Origin of the sequence: Streptomyces sp. WAC 04229, assembly GCF_003947455.1 — a bacterium.
Lineage (GTDB): Bacteria > Actinomycetota > Actinomycetes > Streptomycetales > Streptomycetaceae > Streptomyces.
In genome coordinates this window covers 1-4,478 of sequence record NZ_QHJH01000319.1, presented here as the reverse complement: position 1 = coordinate 4,478, position 4,478 = coordinate 1, and the positions used below count along the sequence as shown (strand labels likewise).

Annotated in this window: 5 protein-coding genes and 1 pseudogene; 3 read left to right on the top strand and 3 right to left on the bottom strand. The window is 73.2% G+C overall.

All coding sequences use genetic code 11. The features are described from left to right. Positions 1 to 141: 141 nt before the first annotated feature. On the bottom strand, positions 142 to 270 hold the full coding sequence (locus DMH12_RS39505) for a DLW-39 family protein (RefSeq protein ID WP_003999697.1): 129 nt from the start codon (positions 268 to 270) through the stop codon (positions 142 to 144). Positions 271 to 609: 339 nt separating this feature from the next. On the opposite strand from DMH12_RS39505, the gene DMH12_RS37270 reads away from it, so the two are divergent. Together DMH12_RS37270 and DMH12_RS37265 are read left to right on the top strand one after the other, a co-directional pair. Then, positions 610 to 981, top strand: coding sequence for a DUF6344 domain-containing protein (locus tag DMH12_RS37270; RefSeq protein ID WP_125495705.1), 372 nt, complete (start codon positions 610 to 612; stop codon positions 979 to 981). A 236-nt stretch (positions 982 to 1,217) separates the two neighbouring features. After that, the gene (locus tag DMH12_RS37265; RefSeq protein ID WP_125495704.1) at positions 1,218 to 2,006 is read left to right on the top strand and encodes a glycosyltransferase family 2 protein; all 789 of its coding nucleotides are present in this window, start codon (positions 1,218 to 1,220) and stop codon (positions 2,004 to 2,006) included. A gap of 40 nt (positions 2,007 to 2,046) precedes the next feature. Here the strand turns inward: DMH12_RS37265 and DMH12_RS37260 are convergent, their stop codons facing one another. Then, complete coding sequence (locus DMH12_RS37260; protein WP_125495707.1) at positions 2,047 to 2,922, bottom strand: FkbM family methyltransferase; 876 nt, start codon at positions 2,920 to 2,922, stop codon at positions 2,047 to 2,049. Between the two features lie 74 nt (positions 2,923 to 2,996). Further along, on the bottom strand, positions 2,997 to 3,188 hold the full coding sequence (locus DMH12_RS37255) for a ferredoxin (RefSeq protein ID WP_125495703.1): 192 nt from the start codon (positions 3,186 to 3,188) through the stop codon (positions 2,997 to 2,999). 451 nt (positions 3,189 to 3,639) lie between these two features. Here DMH12_RS37255 and DMH12_RS37250 point away from each other — a divergent pair. Further along, positions 3,640 to 4,440, top strand: a pseudogene (locus tag DMH12_RS37250) (hypothetical protein); the annotation flags it as partial. Positions 4,441 to 4,478: the final 38 nt, after the last annotated feature.

Genomic DNA, 4,478 nt, shown 5'->3' with positions numbered 1-4,478 from the left:
CGGGTCCGGGGGCGCGGGGCCGCAGTCGGCCGCGCCCGCGTCGGCGCCGGCGCCCCCGCGCCCCCGCGGGGAGATCCGGGCAACACAAAACCCCGACCGTTTGACGGCCGGGGTCTGCTCGGGACCGGATGTCGGTCGTGCTCAGGAACCCGTGGGCACGGAGTCAGTCGCCTCCGTCCACAGATCCTGCTCGGCGCGATCCGCCTGGATCTGGCGGTACACGAGGAGCCCGCCGATGGCGGCCAGTGCGACCAGGAGAAGCTTCTTCACCGCGCGACCTCGTCTTTCCTTGACGTAGGGGACCTCTGGCGCCCGACTATACACACCGGCCGATACCGATCGGTGACCTGCGTCGGCGGTCAACTGCCGTGTGCGGAAGCCCTCCAGAAGCGGACGAACCCGTTCTGATCGGAGGGTGATCACACCCCTACACGAGGTGACTTTTCGCCCGCCTCTCTCCCGTATTGGCATCTTTTCCACCCTCTTGCGGCCATTCGGGTTGTGTTCATCTGAACATCGACGCGCCACGGCTGTAGGTCCACCACTTCGCGATCCGCATACACATCATGAGGAAAGTACGCAAATCGCCCAACCTGAAAGTGAGGGGTTATGGCCCGGAACAAGGTCATGACGCTGTGGACCACCATCGTCACCGCCTTCCTCGCGCTCTGCACGGCGCTCGGACTCATCACGACGACCGCCGCCGCGGCCACGCCGCAGACCGGAACGCACAGCAAGAGCGAGAGCGCCTCCCCCGAGGCGGCACCCGCGACGGCGGTCCCCTGGTCCTGGTCCCGGGCCGGCTCCCTGCCCCCCACGATGAAGCAGCGCATCCGCGCCGAGGCGCACGGCTCGGCCCCCAGTTGCCGGCACCGTCCGCTCAGCGACGCGACCGCCACGGCCACCGAGACCGCCACCGGCCTCCCCTGCGACGACACCGCGGGGGCACCGGCCCAGCACAGCGCGCCGCTCCAACGCTGAGCGAGCCGAGGCGGCGCCCGGTTCGCACCGCGCCCGCCCCGCCCGACCCGACACGACGGCGATCTGCGTACCGCACCACACGCGAGAATCGGCCCGGCCGCTCGACAGAGCAGCCGGGCCGCCGCCGTGTGTGCGCTCACCTCGCCTGCGGCTTCCGCCTGGCCCCCGCCCATCGGCGCCTCTTCGCGCGTCATAGCCTGTACGGCACTCCTGCGGAAAGGTGGTGAGTGCCGCCCGTGAGCCGGCGCATCGTCATCGTCACGGCCGTCCACGGCCCCTCGGCGCGCTATCTGCCGGAGGCCCACGCGTCCTTGGCCGCCCAGGAGTTGCCCGACGGCTGGGACTGGCGCTGGGTGATCCAGGAGGACGGCGTGACCCACGACGTCCGCCCGCACGTGCCCGACGACCCGCGCGTCGTCTTCCGCCAGGGCCGCGGGGACCGGCAGGCGGGCCCCGGTGTCGCCCGCACCATGGCCCTGGCCCACGCGGACGGGGAGTACGTGAAGGTCCTGGACGCCGACGACCGGCTCGCGCCGGGCACCCTGGCCCGCGACCTGACCGCACTGGAGGCCGACCCCGGGCTCGGCTGGGCGACCTCACGGGCCCTGGACCTGCTGCCCGACGGCTCGACGGCCGGTTTCCCGGGCGACCCCGCGCACGGACCGATCGAACGCGGCGCGGTGCTCGACTTCTGGCGGGCCAACGGATTCCGCGCCCAGGTCCATCCGGCGACGCTCCTCGTCAGGCGCGACCTGCTGCTCGCCCTCGGCGGCTGGATGGCCCTCCCGGCGTCCGAGGACACCGGCCTGCTGCTGGCCCTGAACTGCGTGAGCCGGGGGTGGTTCACCGAGGAGGTGGGCCTGCTCTACCGCAAGTGGGAGGGCCAGGTCACCGGCCAGGCCTCCCACGTGGACCCGGCCGAACGGGAGGCCCGGATGGCGGTGGTGGAGGCCAGGGCGCGGGCCCTGTCGTCCTACGGATGGCACCCGCCGCACCGGACCGAGGGCGCGGACCCGCGGCGGTGACGGCGGTGACGGCCGCCCGCCCCGCCGCCGTGACGGCAGCTCAGGGCAGCGTCTCGGCGTCCACCCGGGAGAAGACCAGGTCGCTCTCCTCGACGACCGGCCCCCGCCAGCGGACCGGCACACCCGGCTCACCGCGCAGCGCCGCGGGGTAGCTGCCGGGGGCGTAGTCGTTGGCCAGGCGGTAGACGTGGAAGCCGGCGTCCCGCATCACCCCCAGCAGATCGTCGGCCGAGTCCCCCAGCAGCGCCATGCGTTCCGGCGTGACCTCGACACAGATCTCCGCGTCGGGCCGCAGGTCGCCCAGCACCGGCGCCAGAGAGCGCACGACGCCGCCCTCCGCGCCCTCCACGTCGATCTTGATCACCCGGGCGGCTGCCAGCTCCGCCGGGTCGAGGAGTTCGGGCAGCGGCCGGGCCTCGGCCTCGAAGCCGGACTCCGCCGGACCGTCGTACGGGACGATGCTGTTCGCACCCGTGTTCCGTGAGCTGGCGAGCACGAAGCGCAGGGTCCTGCGGCGGTCGGACACGGCGGCGTTGAGCGCGCGGACGTTGTGGAGGCCGTTGAGCCGCGCGTGCCCGACCAGACGGCGGTGCAGGTCGGGGGATGCCTCGATGGCGACCACGTGGCCCTCCTCGCCGACGAGTTGAGCCGCGAGCACGCTGAAGACCCCGATGTTCGCCCCGACGTCCACGAAGCCGTCCCCCGGGCGCAGTCGGCGCCGCAGCCACGCCGTCAGGTGCGGCTCCCAGGCGCCGAACAGGTACAGGTACCGCTGGATGAGGTCGCGCGTGTCCACGGCGAACAGGCCGCCGGAGCGCACCCGGACGACCCTGCGGCGGGGCCGCTCCCGCAGCCGCGCGTTCAGCCAGTGCGTGGTGAGCGCCGACTTCCCGAAGGTGCCGGGCGCGTGGCGCACGTAGCGGGCGGCGAGGGTGACCAGGGCCTGGGGCGCTGTCCCGGCAGCGGACGGGGCCGGTTCTCCCCGCAGGCTCACTCGCCCGAGACGGTGATCGCCGCGGCGGGGCACCCCTCGATCGCCTCCCGCACCCGGTCCACGTCGATGTCGTACTCCCGCCCGGGTATCACGGCACCCAGACCGCCCACCTGGGTGAAGACGGACGGGGCCCGGTGGACGCAGTCACCGGAGCCGTAGCACTGCTCGGGGTCGACGGAGATCCTCATACGCGCTCCAGCGGCGGTCGGCTTCCAAACCTTCACGACGTGCCTGCCCGCGGACCGGGGTGCCGAACCCGCCCGTTGCGCCCGTGTGTTGATCCGGCGGCCGCGGAATCGGACAGCACACGCGCCGGCATGGTTTGGCACCGGTCCCTCCCCTCGTGGGGACCGGTGCCGAACCATGCCGGCGGTGTACTGCGCGTGGTACCGGAGCGGGTCGGGGAGGACCGGGCCACCGAAAGCTGACCGAGAACGTGCGGCCTCGTGGGGTGGCTCCGCGAACACCGAGCCGCTGACCTGTCAGGGTGCCTCGCGGCCGACTCGCCACTGCGACGGGATCCTGCCACCTGAGGTCGCCGGCGAGGAGGTTCCGGTCCCGCGGAACCGAGGTAGCCGCAGGTCAGGCATATAGAGTGAGTTTTCCGGTCCGGACGTCCAAGTGCGGGGGAAGTAAGGAGTGGAGACCTTGAGTTTCGACTCAGGGGCACGCACGGCCTTCGCGGAACGCCTCGCACTGCTCTACAAGGAGGCGGGCAACCCTCCTCTGAAACGCGTGTCCGAGGCCGTCGTCCGGCTCCAGCGGGTGGACGAACGGGGCCGCCCCGTAAGGGTCTCCGCCCAGCGGATCAGCGACTGGCGGCGGGCCAAGAACGTCCCCGCCCAGTTCCCCGCCCTCGCGGCCGTCCTGCACGTCCTCGTCCCGCTCGCGCGCCGGGCGCGTCCCGTACCGGTCTCCGCCGGACTGTACGACCTGGTCCAGTGGCAGCGCCTGTGGGAGCGCGCGGTGGCCGACCCGACGGGCGAACGCCCCGCGCCGTCCGCCGCGGACGAGGAACACCCCGCGGCCGAGCCCCAGGCCGCCGGCGGGGTCTGCCCGTACCGGGGGCTGGCCGCCTATCGCCGGCAGGACGCCGACTGGTTCTTCGGGCGGGAACGGAGCACGCAGGCCCTGGTCGCCCAGCTCCGCGCGGCCGAGGACACGGGCGGCCTGGTCATGCTCGTGGGCGCCTCGGGAGCGGGGAAGTCCTCCCTGCTGAACGCCGGGCTCGTACCCGCCCTGCGCGAGGGGACGCCGGGCGGCGGGGCCGGCCCGCCGGGTGGGCCGAGGGAGCCGAGGCAGGTGCTCCAGCTGGTGCCGGGCGTCGATCCGCTCGGGGAGCTGAGCCGCCTGATACCCCGACTGGAGCCCGTCGTACGCGCTGTGCGCAGGACGGGGAAGCCGGGCGCCCCCGCGACCGAGCACGCGGTCAGGGCTGCCTTGCCTCTTATACCCACCTGATGCCGCCGACGACCTAT

Excerpts from the sequence above, each read along its gene's own strand:
- DMH12_RS37270 (WP_125495705.1), top strand. The coding sequence starts at position 610 with ATGGCCCGGAACAAGGTCATGACGCTGTGGACCACCATCGTCACCGCC.
- DMH12_RS37255 (WP_125495703.1), bottom strand. The coding sequence starts at position 3,188 with ATGAGGATCTCCGTCGACCCCGAGCAGTGCTACGGCTCCGGTGACTGC.